General features: G+C 45.6%; 12 protein-coding genes. 4 read left to right on the forward strand and 8 right to left on the reverse strand.

All coding sequences use genetic code 11. The annotated features are described in order from the left end of the window. The first annotated feature begins 103 nt into the window (after window positions 1-103). Window positions 104-364: a hypothetical protein gene (locus V7728_RS02175; protein ID WP_099567120.1), complete on the forward strand. Its 261-nt coding sequence runs from the start codon at window positions 104-106 to the stop codon at window positions 362-364. Window positions 365-389: 25 nt separating this feature from the next. Here the strand turns inward: V7728_RS02175 and uvrA are convergent, their stop codons facing one another. The 3 genes from uvrA to V7728_RS02190 all read right to left on the reverse strand — a co-directional run bounded on the left by uvrA (window position 390) and on the right by V7728_RS02190 (window position 5,668). Beyond that, a complete protein-coding gene (gene uvrA / locus V7728_RS02180) occupies window positions 390-3,263 on the reverse strand; it encodes an excinuclease ABC subunit UvrA (RefSeq protein ID WP_020954334.1) in 2,874 nt (957 codons plus the stop codon). 7 nt (window positions 3,264-3,270) lie between these two features. Next, window positions 3,271-5,256, reverse strand: a complete 1,986-nt coding sequence (gene uvrB / locus V7728_RS02185) for an excinuclease ABC subunit UvrB (protein WP_003151439.1) — start codon at window positions 5,254-5,256, stop codon at window positions 3,271-3,273. A 175-nt stretch (window positions 5,257-5,431) separates the two neighbouring features. Then, window positions 5,432-5,668, reverse strand: a complete 237-nt coding sequence (locus V7728_RS02190; RefSeq protein ID WP_003151438.1) for a CsbA family protein — start codon at window positions 5,666-5,668, stop codon at window positions 5,432-5,434. 300 nt (window positions 5,669-5,968) lie between these two features. On the opposite strand from V7728_RS02190, the gene V7728_RS02195 reads away from it, so the two are divergent. The 3 genes from V7728_RS02195 (at window position 5,969) to V7728_RS02205 (ending at window position 10,475) form a co-directional block, all read left to right on the forward strand. Then, window positions 5,969-8,470 (forward strand): PEP/pyruvate-binding domain-containing protein, encoded by a 2,502-nt coding sequence (locus tag V7728_RS02195; RefSeq protein ID WP_099567121.1) that lies wholly within the window; start codon window positions 5,969-5,971, stop codon window positions 8,468-8,470. Window positions 8,471-8,541: 71 nt separating this feature from the next. Further along, window positions 8,542-9,165, forward strand: a complete 624-nt coding sequence (locus V7728_RS02200) for a TetR/AcrR family transcriptional regulator (protein WP_189318603.1) — start codon at window positions 8,542-8,544, stop codon at window positions 9,163-9,165. After that, the gene (locus tag V7728_RS02205; protein ID WP_099567123.1) at window positions 9,138-10,475 is read left to right on the forward strand and encodes an MFS transporter; all 1,338 of its coding nucleotides are present in this window, start codon (window positions 9,138-9,140) and stop codon (window positions 10,473-10,475) included. The genes V7728_RS02200 and V7728_RS02205 overlap by 28 nt, the downstream gene beginning before the upstream one ends. A gap of 586 nt (window positions 10,476-11,061) precedes the next feature. On the opposite strand, the gene V7728_RS02210 is transcribed toward V7728_RS02205, so the two are convergent. The 5 genes from V7728_RS02210 to ctpB form a co-directional block, all read right to left on the reverse strand. Next, entirely contained in the window at window positions 11,062-11,835 is a 774-nt protein-coding gene (locus tag V7728_RS02210) for a thioesterase II family protein (protein WP_042635520.1), read from the reverse strand. Between the two features lie 50 nt (window positions 11,836-11,885). Further along, window positions 11,886-12,953, reverse strand: a complete 1,068-nt coding sequence (locus V7728_RS02215) for a DUF3810 domain-containing protein (RefSeq protein WP_082998325.1) — start codon at window positions 12,951-12,953, stop codon at window positions 11,886-11,888. A 278-nt stretch (window positions 12,954-13,231) separates the two neighbouring features. Further along, window positions 13,232-14,422: a S1C family serine protease gene (locus V7728_RS02220; protein ID WP_007407459.1), complete on the reverse strand. Its 1,191-nt coding sequence runs from the start codon at window positions 14,420-14,422 to the stop codon at window positions 13,232-13,234. A 74-nt stretch (window positions 14,423-14,496) separates the two neighbouring features. After that, window positions 14,497-14,850: a swarming motility protein SwrAA gene (gene swrA / locus V7728_RS02225; RefSeq protein WP_012118562.1), complete on the reverse strand. Its 354-nt coding sequence runs from the start codon at window positions 14,848-14,850 to the stop codon at window positions 14,497-14,499. 372 nt (window positions 14,851-15,222) lie between these two features. Further along, window positions 15,223-16,581 carry a carboxy-terminal processing protease CtpB gene (ctpB, locus tag V7728_RS02230; protein ID WP_371833989.1) on the reverse strand — a complete coding sequence of 453 codons (1,359 nt, stop codon included), beginning with the start codon at window positions 16,579-16,581 and terminating at the stop codon, window positions 15,223-15,225. Between the last annotated feature and the right edge of the window lie 127 nt (window positions 16,582-16,708).

The raw sequence follows: 16,708 nt of genomic DNA on the forward strand, positions 1-16,708 counted from the left end.
GTTATACGTAATTTTTGATTTCAGAGATTTCACTATAGAATCTTTTCCCCGAACCGATTACAATATGTAACAAAGCCTGACCGTATGCAAGGAGGACATACAAATGGAGAAAGATCCCGAAAACGCCCAAGTAATGGAAGAGAGTCTGCGAAATTTAATTCGCGAACAGAAAAGAATGAACAGCGAAATGCTGGCTGAATTGGAACAGATCAAAGCAGCCCCTCTTCCCATTTCCCATGATATCCAATATATAAAAGTGCTGCTGGACAGCAGCAGCACCCATATTCTGCAGGACTTAATGCATTTAAGCAAACAGCTTCCCCAACAGAAAAAAGCCTGTAACACAACAGCCCAAAACCGGTGAGTTTTGGGCTGTTTTTATTGATCTATTATGTGGCTGCCGTTTCTTTTTCAGCCAGCAATGTTTTCATCCGTTTTTTATCACGTTCCATTACCGGTTTCAGATAGCGGCCCGTATATGATTCTTTCACTTCGACAACTTCTTCAGGCGTCCCGGAGGCTACGATCGTGCCGCCGCCCGCTCCGCCTTCAGGTCCCAGGTCTACGATGTAGTCCGCCGTTTTAATGATGTCGAGATTGTGTTCAATGACCAAAACGGTATCACCGTTATCGACGAGTCTTTGAAGCACAACCAATAGCCTTGCGATATCATCAACGTGGAGGCCTGTCGTCGGTTCGTCCAGAATATACAGCGTCCGGCCTGTGGAACGCTTATGCAATTCGGAAGCAAGCTTGACGCGCTGCGCTTCTCCGCCTGACAGCGTCGTTGCCGGCTGACCGAGCGTCACATACCCGAGTCCGACATCGGCAAGCGTTTGAAGCTTGCGTTTGATTTTCGGGATATTTTCAAAGAAAGACAGAGCATCTTCCACCGTCATATCCAGAACGTCAGAAATGCTTTTTCCTTTGTATGTGACCTCCAGCGTCTCCCGGTTGTAACGTTTGCCGTGGCACACTTCACACGGAACGTACACGTCAGGAAGGAAGTGCATCTCAATTTTGATGATGCCGTCGCCGCGGCAGGCCTCACAGCGCCCGCCTTTTACATTAAAACTGAACCGGCCTTTTTTATAGCCGCGCACCTTTGCTTCATTTGTCTGCGCGAATACATCGCGGATATCATCAAACACGCCCGTATAAGTTGCCGGATTTGATCTCGGTGTCCGGCCGATCGGCGCCTGGTCGATGTCGATCACCTTATCAAGGTGGTCAAGGCCTTTGATTTCTTTATGGCTTCCCGGTTTCGCTTTGGCTTTATGAAGCTTTTGCGCAAGCGCCTTATGCAGAATTTCATTCACAAGCGTGCTTTTTCCGGAACCGGACACACCTGTCACCGCCGTAAAAGTGCCGAGCGGGAATTTGGCGTTCGCTTTTTTCAGGTTGTTTTCTGAAGCGCCTTTGATTTCAATGAACCGGCCGTCAGGCTTTCTTCTCTCCGGAGGCATCGGGATGAATTGAGCCCCTGACAAATAGCGTCCGGTCAGAGAGTCCGCATCATTCATCACTTCTTCAGGCGTCCCCGCCGATATGACGCGGCCGCCGTGAATGCCGGCGCCCGGACCGATATCTATCAAATAATCGGCAGCCATCATCGTATCCTCATCATGCTCCACGACAATCAGTGTGTTGCCGAGATCCCTCATGTTTTTCAGCGCGCTGATCAGACGGTCATTGTCACGCTGGTGAAGGCCGATGGACGGCTCATCAAGAATATACAGGACGCCTGACAAACGGGAGCCGATCTGCGTCGCAAGCCTGATGCGCTGGGCTTCTCCGCCTGACAGCGTTCCCGCCGCCCGGCTCAGCGTCAGGTAATCAAGACCGACTTTATCTAAGAAGCTGAGCCGTTCCACAATCTCTCTTAAAATTAAATCGGCAATCTGCATATCTTTCTCAGACAGCGTCAGGTTTTTGAAAAATTCCAGCGCATCGCCGACGGAAAGCTCCGTAATGGTCCCGATATGACGCCCGTTGACCAGAACGGCAAGCGCTTCTTTCTTCAGCCGGTAGCCTTTGCACGTCGGGCACGATTTCTGTGACATGTACTGCTCCATCTGTTCACGGATATAATCGGAGCTTGTCTCTTTATACCGTCTCTCAATATTACGCAGCACACCTTCAAATTCAATTTCATTTTCGCGCACTTGTCCGAAATCATTCTCGTATTTAAAGTAAATCCGTTCATTGCCGCTGCCGTACAGCACTTTATCAAGCTGATGCTTCGGCAGGTCTTTGACCGGAGTCTCCATATCAATGCCGTAATGGCGGCAGACCGCCTGAAGCAGCTGCGGATAATATTGTGAACTGATCGGCGTCCACGGCGCGATGGCGTGTTCCTTTAATGACAGCTCGGGATTGGGGATGACGAGCTCAGGGTCCACTTCCAGCTTCAAACCGAGACCGTCGCAAGTCGGACAGGCGCCGAACGGGCTGTTAAACGAAAACAGCCGGGGTTCAAGCTCTCCGATAGAAAAACCGCACAGCGGACAGGCGTGATGCTCGCTGAACATCAGCTCCTCCTGACCGATGACATCTATCATGACACGGCCTTCCCCTAAGCGGAGCGCGGTTTCCAGCGAGTCGGAAAGCCGGGCGGCAACCCCTTCCTTGACAACGATCCGGTCAATGACGACTTCAATGGAATGCTTTTTGTTTTTTTCAAGTTCAATATCGTCGGAAAGCTCGGCCATTTCTCCGTCAATCCGCACCCTTACGTAACCTTGCTTTCTGATTTGGTCAAGCACTTTGACATGGGCGCCTTTTCTGCCTGAGATGATCGGCGCAAGCACTTGAAGCTTCGTCCGCTCAGGATATTCAAGAATCCGGTCAACCATCTGTTCAATCGTTTGCGACGTAATTTCAATGCCGTGCTCCGGGCAGTGCGGTTTCCCGACTCTCGCGTACAGCAGCCGGAGATAATCATAAATCTCCGTTACCGTTCCGACGGTTGACCGCGGATTGCGGCTTGTCGTTTTCTGGTCAATGCTGATCGCCGGAGAAAGCCCTTCGATCGCATCAACGTCCGGCTTATCCATCTGCCCTAAAAATTGGCGCGCATAGGCAGAAAGCGATTCAACATACCGCCTCTGTCCTTCCGCGTAAATGGTGTCAAAGGCAAGGGATGATTTTCCCGATCCGGACAGCCCCGTCACGACGACGAGCTGATCCCGCGGAATCGTTACATCAATGTTTTTTAAATTGTGCGCCCTTGCGCCTTTCACCTCGATCCGGTCAATTGCCATGTGTTCATCATCCTTCCGCTTTAAGCTCTAACAGTAAATCACGAAGCTCTGCCGCCCGCTCGAAATCAAGCGCTCTGGCCGCTTCTTTCATTTCGTGCTCCATTTGCTCAACGACTTTCTGGCGTTCTTTCTTCGTCATCTTCGCCAGTTTAGGCGCGGCTTTTGTTTTATATTCTTCTTTATCCTCAGCGGCCTGCGTCGCGCGGATCACATCGCGGATTTCCTTATTGATCGTTTGCGGCGTAATGCCGTGAATTTCGTTAAAGCGTTCCTGCTGTTCCCGGCGGCGCTTCGTTTCATTAATCGCGATCTCCATCGAATTCGTGATTTTATCGGCATACATGATGACGCGGCCTTCCGCGTTTCGTGCCGCCCGTCCGATCGTCTGAATCAGCGAACGTTCAGAACGGAGGAAGCCTTCTTTATCCGCATCGAGAATGGCGACAAGTGACACTTCCGGAATATCAAGCCCTTCCCTCAGCAGGTTGATGCCGATTAACACATCATGTTTTCCGAGGCGGAGGTCACGGATGATTTCAATCCGTTCAAGCGTCTTAATCTCGGAATGCAGATAATTGACCTTGATACCGATTTCCTTGAGATAATCGGTCAGATCCTCTGACATTTTTTTCGTTAAAGTCGTCACGAGAACGCGTTCATTCCGTTCAATCCTCGCCTGTATCTCGCCGATCAGATCGTCAATCTGTCCTTCGATCGGACGGACGTCAATGAGGGGATCGAGGAGTCCCGTCGGTCTGATGATCTGCTCGATCATTTCCGGCGTATGCTCAATTTCATACGGTCCCGGAGTCGCCGACACGTACACGATATTGTGCATGTGTTTCTCAAATTCCTCGAATCGGAGCGGACGGTTGTCAAGCGCTGACGGCAGGCGGAACCCGTGATCGACAAGCACCTGTTTTCTCGCCTGGTCACCGTTGAACATGCCGCGCACCTGCGGAATCGTCACATGTGATTCATCAACGACAATCATAAAATCGTCCGGAAAATAATCAAGCAGCGTATATGGCGTAGAGCCCGGCGGACGGAGTGTCAAATGTCTTGAATAGTTCTCGATCCCTGAGCAAAAACCCATTTCCCGCATCATTTCAAGATCATATCTCGTCCGCTGCTCAAGCCGCTGCGCTTCAAGGAGCTTGCCGTTTTCGTGCATCACTTTCAAGCGCTCCTCAAGCTCCTGTTCAATATTCAGAATCGCTTTTTCCATCTTTTCCGCCCGGGTGACGAAGTGGGAAGCCGGGAAAATCGCGACATGGTCACGGTCGCCGAGAATTTCTCCTGTCAAAGCGTCGACCTCTCTGATCCGCTCAATTTCATCTCCGAAAAATTCCACTCTGATACAATGTTCGTCACGGGAAGCCGGGAAGATTTCCACAACGTCTCCGCGCACGCGGAACGTCCCGCGCTGAAAGTCGATATCATTGCGGGCATACTGGATATCCACAAGCTTTCTCAGCAGCTCGTTCCGCTCAATTTCCATTTCCGGTCTGAGCGACACAACCATCTCCCGGTATTCTTCAGGCGAACCGAGACCGTATATGCATGACACACTCGCGATAATAATGACATCTCTCCGTTCAAACAGAGAGGATGTCGCGGAGTGTCTCAGTTTATCAATTTCATCATTAATGCTTGCGTCTTTCTCTATAAAAGTATCCGTTTGAGGCACGTACGCCTCCGGCTGATAGTAATCGTAATAGCTGACAAAATATTCGACAGCGTTGTTCGGGAAAAACTCCTTAAACTCGCTGTACAGCTGTCCGGCAAGGGTTTTGTTATGGGCAATGACCAGTGTCGGTTTATTCACTTCTTTAATCAGATTGGACACGGTAAAGGTTTTGCCCGTCCCTGTCGCACCCAGGAGAGTCTGGTGTTTTCTGCCTTCCTGTATTCCTTTGACAAGCTTCTCAATCGCTTGCGGCTGATCTCCCTGGGGCTGATATTTCGAGACTAACTCAAAACGATCTTTCACAAAAAAGCCTCCGTTTCTTTACGAAATCTTCCTATTGATATAGTAACACAATGACGGGCAAAATCACTAAAAATACGAACTAAAGTTCGATGGTTTATTTTTACCAAGTCAATTTTTGTATAAAAAACCTGCTTTTATGGCGTAAAAGCAGGCATTCTATTTCATATTCACCATGTCAGGCATTGTCTTTCTTTTTGTCTGCTTCTTTTTTGGCCATGTACAGCCCTCCGGCCACCAGCGATACGACATCCAATCCAACGATAAAATACGTTTCGGTGTAACCCTTTAAATAGGATGCGAAAAGCAGTGCGGCTGTGAGAGCGATCGCCACATAGTGGTTAAACGTGACGCGCGTAAAAAGGACGACCAGCATAAAAGGGAAACATAATGCAAAAACGGCTTTTGTAATCACAAAAACCCTCCTCGGGAATTCTTCATCTCATCTGATTATAGTAAAAAATGAAGAATCGGACAATCGTTCCCCTGCTATCACAATACCCTTTTTCAGCAGTCTTCAATCATCTGTCAAAAAAATTGTGAATATAAATCCATTGAACCATTAACCAGATGAATCGAATTACCTTTCTTCAGCCGAAAGGATGAGAAGGTTTAGGTCTTTGTATCTTTGACAGTTTCTTCCTCCCTCTTTACAATGTAATGATAGTGTTTACTATCATTTTCTTGGATGAAGAAAAAAAGGGGGTCATACCGCATGTATTCAGTGCGATTTCAAAAAGCGGAAGAATCGAGCCGCTCTGCAGGAGCAAAAGGAATGAACCTGATTAAACTGACGAAAAACGGGCTGCCCGTTCCCGGCGGTTTTATCATTCAGACGAATGCCCTGACACGTTTTATGGAAGACAACGGGCTTCAAGCAGATCAGGAACAGATGGAGCGCGCCATTATGAACGGCACGTTTTCAAAAGAGCTTCGGGAGGAACTGACCGCGTCGTTTTATGAATTGAGAGAATCATACGCCTCTGTCGCCGTACGTTCCTCCTCCGCGTCCGAAGATCTTGAAGGGGCTTCTTTCGCAGGCCAGTACGAAACCTATTTAAATATCAAAACAGAAGAAGAGTTTCTCGGAAAAGTGAAAGAATGCTGGGCTTCCTTCTTCTCGGCGCGGGTCAGCGGCTATAAAGAGAAAATGAACAATGACACCGCAGAACCGTTAATGGGCGTTGTCGTGCAAGGGCTGATCAATTCCGAGGTTTCAGGAGTCATTTTCAGCCGCAACCCCGTCACACACGATGACGGAGAACTGATGATCAGCGCGAGCTACGGTCTCGGAGAAGCAATCGTCTCCGGCAGCGTGACGCCCGACACATTTATCGTCAATAAAGATACATTTCAGATTGAAAAAGAAATCGGCTTAAAAGAAATGTATATCGTTTCTAAAGACGAAGGCGTGACGGAAAAAGAGACGACCGCTGACATGAGAAGCCGCTTCTGCCTTGATGACGAGAGCATCAAAGAGCTTGCCATGCTGACGATAAAGACGGAAGAACTGTACGGTTATCCCGTGGATCTTGAATTCGGATTTGCCGAAAATAAGCTGTATCTGCTTCAGGCCAGGCCGATTACAACGATCGTGCAGGATCAGAAAGCGGCAGACGAAGAACGGGAATTTATCATGACGCCCCGGGATCAGAAAGATTTTTGGCTCAATATGGAGGCCAATATAGAAGGCCCCGTCAGCCCGTTATTCGCCTCACTCATTGTGCCGGCTTTGGAATACGGCCTCAAAGAGAGCACGAAGGCATTCCCTGTAATGGGCATCGAAATCGAGCGTGTCAAACTTCATCAGGGCCGTGTTTTTTCCAGACAGCATAAGACGGACGACAAGCTGCCTGCAGAACAGTTAGAAGCGCTTTTCCCCGTCTTGACTGACCGCATGTACGATATTATTCAGGAAACCTTTCTGCCTTTTTATCAAAAGCTGGACGAACTGGCGCATACAGACCATACGCCGGAGACTGCCCTTGATGCGTTCCGAAACCTGCAAGACTTCTATTTAAAAGGATACGCAGAACATTTCAATATTGTCTTTCCGCAGGTTGCGTTAAACATGATACTGGAATCCATGTACGGACAGGTTGAGAAAGAAAACACATCCCTTCTGTACGAAATGCTGGCTGGCGTCATGAATAAGTCATTGGAGACCGACAGACAGCTCTGGCTGCTTTCCGGACAAGTAAAAGACAGCCCTGAGCTGCGGCGCGTCTTTACGGTTTCTCATGCCGATGAGCTGCATCAGACGCTTCTGCAATCAAATGAGGGAAAACGCTTTCTCGAACAAGTCGGTGAATTTTTACAGGAATACGGCTGGAGATCTGTGAAAAGTCATGATCTCATTGAAGAAACTTGGGCGGAAAACCCTTATTTCGCTTTGGCCAACATTCAGAACTATGTCCGGAACGGATACGATTTTGACAGTGAGTTTCATAAAACGATAGAAAAACGAAAACAGCTCTACGCCGACTTTATGGATAGAATTGAAGATGACGGCTTCCGGGAGACGTTTGACCGCTATTATCAGTGGACATTGTCTTCATCCGTCATCAAAGATGATCACCATTTTTATATTGATGCGATGCTGGACGCCAAAGCGCGCCTTTGCCTTCTGAAAATCGGCGAGCTGCTTCAAAAACAAGGCGTAATCGATGATCGGGAGGATATGTGGTACTTGTACAGCGATGAAGTCGAGAAAGCGCTCGTGTCGCCGGTTCCGATGCAGGAAAAAGCCGCTGAACGAAAACAGCTCTTCCAGCAATATCAATTGCTTGAAGCCCCCGCTTATCTCGGGACTCCGACTTCGGAACAGCTGAAAACGGCTGAACAGATTACCGGCTCCATCACAGAAGATGAAAAAAACACTGAACATCAAATTTACGGACTTGCGGCGTCAAGCGGAATCGCAAGCGGCCCGGTGAAAGTCATTCGTGACGCAAGTGAATTTTCCCGTTTTTCAACAGGAGACGTGCTTGTCTGCAAAATGACGACACCGCTGTGGACCAGTCTGTTCCAGGATGCAAAGGCCGTCATTACGGACACGGGCGGCATCCTGTCACATGCGGCGATCATCGCGAGGGAATACGGGCTTCCGGCCGTTCTCGGCACACGTGCCGCGACTGACAGGCTCAACGACGGAGATATCGTCACGGTGGACGGGACAAACGGCAAGATTACGATTGTCAAACGCGCTTCATGCTAGGTTTCCCTCTTTATTGACGGGCAGGGCGGGTGTATACTTGTCCTGCCAGTATTTACGCGAGGTGAAACATGTTGAGAACGACGAACAAGAGAATTATTGACGCCGCGATGAATCTGATCATCCAAAAAGGATACCGCGCAGCGACAACAAAAGAAATCGCAGAAAAAGCAAAAGTAAGCGAAGCAACGATTTTCCGTAATTTTAAAAACAAACAAGGATTAATGAAAGCCATGATTGAACAGCAGACGCCGGTTCCGGAAAGCATGATCACTAAGGCGGAAGGCGATCTGTATGAGGATCTTCTTCATTTCGCGGAGACCCTTCTTCAGCAATTGGAACAAAAAAAAGAAGTGTTCCGCATCTGCCTGCGCGAACCGGAACTGTTCGAAGACGTCCTGCAGGATATTGTCGTATATCCGCAATCCGTGAAAAAGCATTTAATCGTTTACTTTAAGGAGCTGACAAAGAAAAATATGATAAGCCCCGGCAGCGAAGAAGCTAATGCAGACGTCTTTATGACGATGATTTTCGGTTATTTTATACACCGGCTGCAGCTGGGGAAAAGAGTCATCACTCTCTCTGAGGAAACGATGCTGAAACACAGCACTGAGATTTTCATGAAAGGCATTACCGGCCGGTCATTTTCCGGCTCCAAGGAGGATGAAGGATGGGTTCAAAGAAAGAATGGGCGCTGATCGTTTCGCTTTTGCTGGGAGCCATACTCGTTCCCATCAATTCTACGATGATCGCAGTCGCCCTTTCATCCATTTCCCGCTCATTCAGCGAATCAATTGCCAGCATCACATGGGTAGTGACCGTGTATTTAATCGTGATGGCCGTGACACAGCCCATTGCCGGCAAACTCGGTGATATGTACGGAAACAAAAAAATGTATTTATGGGGCGTCGGCCTTTTTCTCATCGCATCATTGGGGTGCGCCCTCTCGCCAAGTCTTTTCTTATTGATTTTCTTCCGGGCGCTTCAGGCTGCCGGCGGCGCTTTGCTTACGCCAAACAGCATCGCCATCATCCGCCATGTCGTGTCTGAAAAACGGCTTCCGAAAGTATTCGGCTTTTTCGGCCTCGGTGCCGGGCTGGGTGCGGCTCTCGGTCCGTTTATCGGCTCTCTTTTAATTGAGAGCTTCAGCTGGCATTCGATCTTTTGGGTCAACATTCCGTTTCTTGCAATCGCACTTGTGACGGCATTAGTGATGTTTCCTAAATATAAAGAAGAAACGTCTGACGCTCCGCTTGATATCATCGGGTCCGTTTTGCTTGCCGGAAGCATTGTATCTATTATTCTTCTGACGAAAAATGAAAGCTCTTTGGGCTATTGGGTGTACGCACTGCTCATTCTCGTATTTGTTCCGCTATTTTTCAGGCGGGAGCTGCGCACGAAACATCCGATTATTGATTTTGACCTGTTTAAAAACACGACCTTTACGAGCGCCAATCTGTCGGTTCTGTTAAGCAATTTAATGATGTACGCCCTGTTATTGATTATGCCGCTCTTTATGACCGGCCACTTCAGCATGAACACGTCGCACAGCGGCATGGCGCTGTCAGTCTTTTCTGTTTTCATGTCCGCCAGCAACTGGGGCGGAGCTCAGCTGCATCAGAAATGGGGCGCGCGAAGAATGATTTTTCTGTCCTTCGGGCTGATGGCCGTAGCCAATCTCTTATTTTTGCTTTTGGTTTATTCCCATTCCGTTCCGTTTCTTATGGCATCGCTTATAGTCGGAGGCATCGCGTCAGGTGCGGGGCTGACGAGCATGCAGGTATCTTCCCTTGCGACGGTAGAACCGGGCATGTCCGGCATCGCATCCGGGATTTTCTCCACCTTCCGTTATTTCGGAAGCATTATTTCTTCAGCGCTGATCGGTTTAATCTCCGGGTTTCATATTCTGTTTATCATATTGATCGGAGTTTCTGTGATCGGCTTGTTCGTATCGCTTGGTATCAAGTCCGGGGAAACCGTTCAGACGAAAAAAAGCCATTCGGCATAACGAAAAAGGTTCCGTAAGCATCTGCTTTCCGGAACCTTTTCTAGTTTTCCTTCTTCATTTTCTCTCTCAAAGTGTCACCGCAATGCCGTTTGCTCTATGAGAATCTTTTGATTTACAAGAGAAAAGGTGAATGTAAATGGCTGAGAGCTCAGATCAAGTTCGGCCGCTTGCGCCGTAATCCGGCCGTAAAAAAAGCCCGGCCGCCGTGTTGTTAGCGGCACCAGGCTTTTTATATGTGATTTTTCATAATTAATAAAACTGAAAGCTTATTATTTCCAATGTTTTTTCTTAATTTTTTTCATAATTCTCCTTACTAAAACCTACCTAAAACAATTATTGAATATTACTTTTATAATTAAGCAAAATTAAGTAACAATCATTGAAGGATTCTCAGACTGATAAAATTTATTTTAAATATAATATTTCAAAACACATTGATCCTCCTTCTAAAGTTGAGTCGCGTCACTTTAGTAGAATCATACCGTGGCTTCCCTTGTCAAAAGGCACAGTTCTTTTTTACACCACTACTTGAGACTTTAACGTTTCTCTCATTTGAATTAATTCAAAATAGAATTAATGGGGGAGATTACCCCCGTATTTCCAGGCGATCCAGGTGGGTGGCCTGGTAAATATTTTGAGTCTCTGTATCTTTAACAATAGTATTTACAATATCATTAGGATACCGATTCAAAAAAAAATGTTCTCCTTTAAACTTATGAAATTTCACGTTTCCTTCAACAACTTCACTCCATTTATGCATTTCATTGATATGAGTCGAAAAATCGCTATCCGCATAAAAAACGCTTACTCCACAACTTATTTTTTCTGCTTTGGGCTGAAACTTATAATTGTCCAAAATTATAAAATCTGCTCGCAAAATCGGAAGAAACATATCCATAATCTCTTTTGTATAAAACTCCTCTGGTATTCCCCCATATTGTTCCACCTTTGTCAAGAAAGTTTCATTAGTCATATTTTCAATGTCTTCTCTCTTTTCAAAAATATGTGGAGCATCTCGCCCAGAAAAAAACAGATGCCTTGGTTCCTTAGTTCCCATTTGCTTAAGTTTATAATATATCTCATAAGTCAATAAGGCTCCCATGCTGTGTCCAAATATAACATATTCATCGTCATATTCTAATTGTTCACTTATTCTTTTGGCGATATCTTCACTTGCTTCACCAACAGACTGGTAACAAGGCTCTGTGAATCGAGTTCCTCTTCCAGCCAATTCACATATACACAATTCATATCTATCCGGCAGTAGTTTTTTCCATTCATAATATGCATTTACCGACGCTCCAGCATATGGAATAGGAAATACTTTTATTTTATTTATTTCACTCACTCCTATGTTCAACTTGAGCCCACTATCATTACTATATAAACCTATAAGTATTCAAGATACATTTAATTGTACTTCTCTATCTCTCGCTGCTCTGCCAGCAACAAATTCACCATATCACTATAGCTATTCAAACCGTCTGTCTGATTATTTGCCTTCAGATATACGTCATTTGCATTTCTTGAAATACTTGAAATAACACCCTCATACTTATCCCGGTACTGCTCATTTTGTTCTATATCATGCCGCACCGCTTTGGACAGACTGGACATTATATCAGACGCCTTATCTGGATCCACTTTCTTTAGCTCAGATATAGAATAATCAAATGCCAGAAATAAACCACTGTATAGTATCATTGGATCATCCTGCTGCTTACATGCCAGATAAGCTATAAAATTAGCCTCATCCTCATGCATGAAACCACTCTGATGTGCCAATTCATGCGCCATAGTAGCAGGCACCAAAAAAACTGGCACATTAACATTGATATTGGATTCATAAGTAAAAGGGACAAAAATACCATGTATCCCTGCATGCGACATTAGTTTTGACATCACCACTGGTTTTGGTGTTGAATATGAATGCTCCAAAACAGGATATTTCTTTGATAACATTTGCATCGAGAACACTGCGTGTTGTGCATAATAATCAAAAACCTCTGGTACATGAGCCAAAAGATCAGTATCCGCTAACTTTTCCCTTGCCAATTCCATTTCAACGGCAAGTGACTTACTCAATTTAACCAGTTCTTCCTTGCTGTAGTTCTCTTCTTTATATTCGGTATGAGACAAAAAAGAATATCTGTGATAGTTTATTCCACCCAAAATAGTATAACAAAAATATATCACGCTACAGATCGTAACGATTCCTAGAGCACCACGATAAACTACCATCCTACGTGCACCTTTACTCATGATGACCTTGCGCACATAATAAACGATATAAAATAGAAATAGTAACACAACCAACACGACGAGCCATTCACTAACAGAAAATGTGACCCAAGAAGGTACAAGTCCTACTGTTTTTGACAATAACGGATATACAGACCTACTGTATTTCTCCGCCCAATCCTGATGGTTCTGCGCGTATTTTGTCAGTATATAAGCTATAACTCCAAGTGAGATCAACGGTAATCTCTTAAGTAAAAGCTTTTTTATAATGTACTCCCCCTATCCAACATAACCATTATAATCAGTTATTCTTAATATATATCCTGCTAAAGATTCATCTTCTAAAGGTTTTGGAGTTAGCAATAACCTTTCCAATAAGCCATACCTCTCCTTCATTTATTTTTTTATTATTTCAAAATAAAACAGCTAAGAAAATATAATTTTCTTAGCTGTTTTATTTTGAAATCTAGTTTAGGAGTTCTTGAAACTATTCCGAATAATTATGAAAAATCACATTATAATGCTGTCATTTCTTCGTGCTCGTGTTCATCCTGCACGAATAAAATACCTAATTCATGATGTTCGCCTTCATAGGACGCGCGCTGATCAAACCGGATCTCACCGTTCAGGCCGATGATCTCCATTTTTACAAATGCGCGGTTTTTTTGAAGTGCTTCATAAAAATCCGACACATGCTTCACGGGGATGCCGTTTACTTTCGTAATAATCTCACCGATCTTCAGCTCAAGATCGTCCGCGGGTGTATTCGGAATGATGCCGAGCACCATTAAGCCCTGATCCCGCTTAGAGAAATAAAACGGAGCCGCGTTATCGTTCAGCCGCTGTCTTAATGATAAAAACAGGCGTCCGAGCACCGCAATACAAGCGGCAGCTCCGGCAAGCGGAGTCCACCAAAGGGCCGCTGCCCCGAATGCGGTCACGATAACCCCGAGAATCATGACACGTTTCGCCGTTATCCTTATGCTGACTTCCGGAAGTGACCCCTGCACACGCTGTCCGAAGCCGGCGATATAAGGAATCCAGATCAAATGGAAAGAGCCGCCCGGCACGGTAAAGACAGGCCACCAAGAAAGGTGTGACTCAAGCCCGCTGCCCGGCACCAATAAGAAAAGCGGAAGCAGCCATGCGCGATTCGCCAATTGACGGCCGATGGGCAGGCCTCTGCTGCTGACGACAAGCGCCGGAGATGTTTTCAGATGCGCTGAACGGCAGGCAGCCGCTCCCTCCGTGATAATCAAAAGGCCCATAAACACGGCCGCCGATGCCCAATTCACGCCGAATGCCTGCGGAAACCGATCCGCAAACGGCACTGTGTGGGTATACTGAAGGAGAAACGCAATGAACATGCCGGCGCTGACAATATAAGCTGAGGACAGCCAATTCATACGGAACGTCAGCGAAGCTAAAGCCGTCACGGCCGCGATTATGCCGAGAAGACCGAATGGAATCGAAATTCCCAGTCCAAAAAATAATATGGAGAGAAGAATACCCGGTATAAGTCCTTTTATGTATGTAAAGATAAGCTCGTCATACATATCTGCGATTTTTGTATGAAACGTATGGCGTTCACGTTTAATCCGCAAATATCCGCAGGCGAGACTTATGATGATAAAAAACCAAAACATCGGGTGCAAAAAAAACAGACCGATACTTTTCAGAAGTTCAATTCCCCATTGAACAGACATTGCTTTCACCGCCTCAAGCCAAACATTTTAATTCTATTCTACCAAATAATCATTGGCTTGAATATCTCAAACGTCTATCTCTCTTCCGTCATCCACAACGTCACATTCGAGAGAGAGAAATCTTTCAGATAGTGGTCGACTTCCACCTCGATTACACCGCTGATCAAAAGCATGGACCGTTTAATATCCGTCAGATTGATTCCTAAACGTTTATGGTTTTTCATTAAGTAGGTGAAATAATGCTTTGCACACTCCTCATTGATATCGTGAACACATTCAACATTTGTGTAATTGACCAGGTATCTGCTGAACAGCATAAGAAGACTTAGTGCTTTTGTTGATGAAAATGTAACGTCTTTTGTTCGGTCTTTTAGTTGTTCCACTAATTCATAATATTTTTTTTCACGCACAATACTTGCCCTCTTCAATTGTGAACCCCCATTTTTTTATCCAGATAAGCACGGGTGATTACAGCTGCCGTGCTGAAGCGCCGCAAACACTTCTGCTTTCGATACTGAAATGCAGCTGCCAAACTAAAACTGTTCTCTATTAGAACCTTCTTTTATTGTAAGAACTAAAACTGACTGAGGCAACTTTCAAAAGTTTCATTTTGAATACATATTAACTCGGCATAAAGTCTCTCTTCTCTATAAATATCGGGTAATGTTTGTCCTTTATAAATGTTTAAATGTGAAAATTTTTTTAATATCTTGTCAAAACCGACATAATTATATGTCTTTTAGTTCATTTTTAGAGTGTGACAAAAGAAACAGGAGACGTAAAAAACGCCTCCTTTTCATTTATTTTACAAATAATGATTTTAACGCCATTTGCAGCTGTAAATCATTTTTTTCGTCAGATTTCTGTTCATTCATCAGCTGATTCATTTTTTCCGCTGTCTTTTTATCAATGACCGCTGTTTTATCAAGTTTGTACCGGTCTTGAAACGCCAGAACGGCTTTTTTCATTGTTTTGCTGAAATAGCCGTCTGCTCTGCCCGGGTCGAAGCCTAGGCCTTTCAGCAGGATTTGGGCGTGTTTGACATCCGCGCTGTTCATATCAGGCTGAAGCGGCTGTTTCAGCTGAAGCGGTCCCGCCGCAAAATAATCCGGCTGGCTCACAGCGATTGTCGGAGCAATGCCTTTTTTGTGGATCCAATTGCCTTTCGGTGTCAGCCATTTGTAAAGCGTCAATTTAATGTTGCTCCCGTCTCCCATAGGCACGGCCTGCTGAACCGTTCCTTTACCGAAAGAAGTGTCACCGACAACGTCATAATGTCCCGCTTCTTTTAACGCACCCGCAAGAATTTCTGAAGCGGAGGCGCTTCCTTTATCCGTGATGACATTGACGGGATACGGCTTCTTATGTTTTAAGGTTGAGAAATATTGTTTTTTATCGCCGTTACGCTCCGCAATTTGGATATACGGCATGTCTTTTGTGATGAAATGCTTTAAAATTTGTTCAACGCTTTGAAGGTAGCCGCCGGGATTCCCTCTTACATCAAGGACGAGACCGTCAATCCCTTGTTTTTCAAGCTTTTTCAGCGCCGCGGCGAAGTCCTGGGCGGTATGCTCGGAAAATGTCGATATTCCGATGTAGCCGACATGATGACCGCCTGATTCTTTGCGGGAAGCAAATACGGTTTCAAGCGGGATTTCCGCTCTTTTAATCCGGAATGACAGCTGTTTATCAGTACCCGGACGCTGTATTTTAATAGAAACCTTCGATCCTTTTTTTCCTCTGATTTTCAGCACGGCTTCGTTTAAACCTTTCCCGTTCATTGACTCGCCGTTTATGCTGATGATTTCATCATTCGGCTTGAGTCCCGCTTTTTCCGCCGGAGATTGCTTAAACGGTGATACGATAATGATTTTATTGTCCTCCATACCGACTTCAGCGCCGATCCCTTCGAAAGAAGAATCAAGAGAATCGGAAAACTGCTTAGCAGTCTGCTTGTCCATATAAACGGAATAAGGGTCGTTTAATGTAGACAGCATCCCCTGAATCGCTCCTTCAAGAAGCTTTTCTTTATCTACATTTTCCACGTATTCGTTCGAGATCAGCTCATATGCTTTTTCGATTTTTTCCATTGCCCGGCTTCTTTCTGCGTCTGATGAATTCGGCTGTACTGCCCCGGCAATATGAGCTCCGCCGCACATGATGCTGACGGCTGCTATCACTGCGATCATTTTCTGCTTCATCGTTTACCTCCTCTTAGTCCTTTTACGAAAACCTGGAGATAGTATGTGTAAATTGCAAAGAATTCATGTAACGGCAACAAAAAAA

Source organism: Bacillus sp. JHAA, from assembly GCF_036961585.1.
Classification (GTDB): domain Bacteria; phylum Bacillota; class Bacilli; order Bacillales; family Bacillaceae; genus Bacillus; species Bacillus velezensis.

What these genes read in the sequence shown, in the direction of transcription:
- V7728_RS02175 (WP_099567120.1), top strand. Translation starts at nt 104, where the DNA reads ATGGAGAAAGATCCCGAAAACGCCCAAGTAATGGAAGAGAGTCTGCGA.
- uvrA (WP_020954334.1), bottom strand. Translation starts at nt 3,263, where the DNA reads ATGGCAATTGACCGGATCGAGGTGAAAGGCGCAAGGGCGCACAATTTA.
- V7728_RS02195 (WP_099567121.1), top strand. Translation starts at nt 5,969, where the DNA reads ATGTATTCAGTGCGATTTCAAAAAGCGGAAGAATCGAGCCGCTCTGCA.
- V7728_RS02205 (WP_099567123.1), top strand. Translation starts at nt 9,138, where the DNA reads ATGGGTTCAAAGAAAGAATGGGCGCTGATCGTTTCGCTTTTGCTGGGA.
- V7728_RS02220 (WP_007407459.1), bottom strand. Translation starts at nt 14,422, where the DNA reads ATGTCTGTTCAATGGGGAATTGAACTTCTGAAAAGTATCGGTCTGTTT.
- ctpB (WP_371833989.1), bottom strand. Translation starts at nt 16,581, where the DNA reads ATGTGCGGCGGAGCTCATATTGCCGGGGCAGTACAGCCGAATTCATCA.